The sequence below is a fragment of the Paenibacillus typhae genome, assembly GCF_900099765.1.
GTDB classification, from domain to species: domain Bacteria; phylum Bacillota; class Bacilli; order Paenibacillales; family Paenibacillaceae; genus Paenibacillus_AQ; species Paenibacillus_AQ typhae.
Window position 1 is genome coordinate 1 of record NZ_FNDX01000091.1, and the last position, 1,068, is coordinate 1,068.

General features: G+C 44.5%; 3 protein-coding genes. All 3 read right to left on the reverse strand.

Annotated elements, in window-relative coordinates; all coding sequences use genetic code 11:
• Positions 1 to 241: 241 nt before the first annotated feature.
• Positions 242 to 505 (reverse strand): pro-sigmaK processing inhibitor BofA family protein, encoded by a 264-nt coding sequence (locus BLR64_RS29910; RefSeq protein ID WP_090720368.1) that lies wholly within the window; start codon positions 503 to 505, stop codon positions 242 to 244.
• Positions 506 to 543: 38 nt separating this feature from the next.
• Positions 544 to 801: a hypothetical protein gene (locus BLR64_RS29915; RefSeq protein WP_090720370.1), complete on the reverse strand. Its 258-nt coding sequence runs from the start codon at positions 799 to 801 to the stop codon at positions 544 to 546.
• Between the two features lie 87 nt (positions 802 to 888).
• The coding region (locus tag BLR64_RS30660; protein ID WP_208607260.1) for a hypothetical protein at positions 889 to 1,068 on the reverse strand (180 nt) is incomplete at its 5' end.

Genomic DNA, 1,068 nt, shown 5'->3' on the forward strand with positions numbered 1-1,068 from the left:
GGAATCACCGAAGTGAATTCCGATACTCACTCGTTGTTCAGTTTTCAAAGATCAATTTGTTTCTTTTCTTCAGTGTCGCGCTTGTCAGCAGCGACCTTTATAATATATCATAACACCTTCGATTAAGTCAAGCGTTTTTTTAATTTCTTTTTTCGCTTTCCTTTTGAACAAGTTATTGATAATCAGCTTGTCCGAAGGGCCGAGAATTAATGTACCATAAATCCTTTGGCCCCGTCAACCTTTAAAACAAAGTTATTTTTAAACCAAGCAGCATCAGCACTCCCGGCAGTCCTAAAACCGTTACTGCGCCTATCGTCGCTGGATTTATGGGTATATAGACTTCAGTCAGCAGGCCCGAAAAATTAACAATATAAATCCCCACTGCCGCAAGTACCAGATGAGTTCCAAATACAGTAAGCCACCCCAAGCCCAGCTTTTTACGGAATACAATTAAGCCTAGCAGGATTAACGATCCGACCAGAACGGCTAAAGCAATTGTCCGCATCCCACTTCTCTCCCCACTCCTATAAATTAGCGACTCTATTACAACCGGCTACGGTTAATCCCCAGGCTTTTGGCGTGCTTGAGATGGATCTGATACTTCCGTTCGGCAGCCTCAAGAATAAATATGGCGTAATCAATCTGATCCTGTCCCAGAGCCTCATTAAACATCAGGTGTGCTCTCTCCCACTCCAGCTGAGCATTACGAACCTCCAGGAATACACGCCAGTCCTCATCCACACTTGAATGCCGGAAGCTTTTATCGCTGCTTTCCTGCCGGGCAGTCCCCCACCACCGCATACTATACTCCCCCTTATGAAGAATCGAGCTTTCGCAGGCCAAATTGCACCGCTGCATATTCTCATTCATATCGGAGGGAGGACAAACTTAGAACCAAAAAGCAGAAAGCTTCAACTCACTGAAGGCAACACTTAAAGAATAGGAGCACGTTTGTTCATAAACAAAAAAGAAGCCCCGCGGGCTTCTCCAGATTGTCGAGAAACCCAGGTCTTTAAATGACATGGGTTTCTTTTGTATTTCAATAACGACCTGCAAACGGGAAAATGA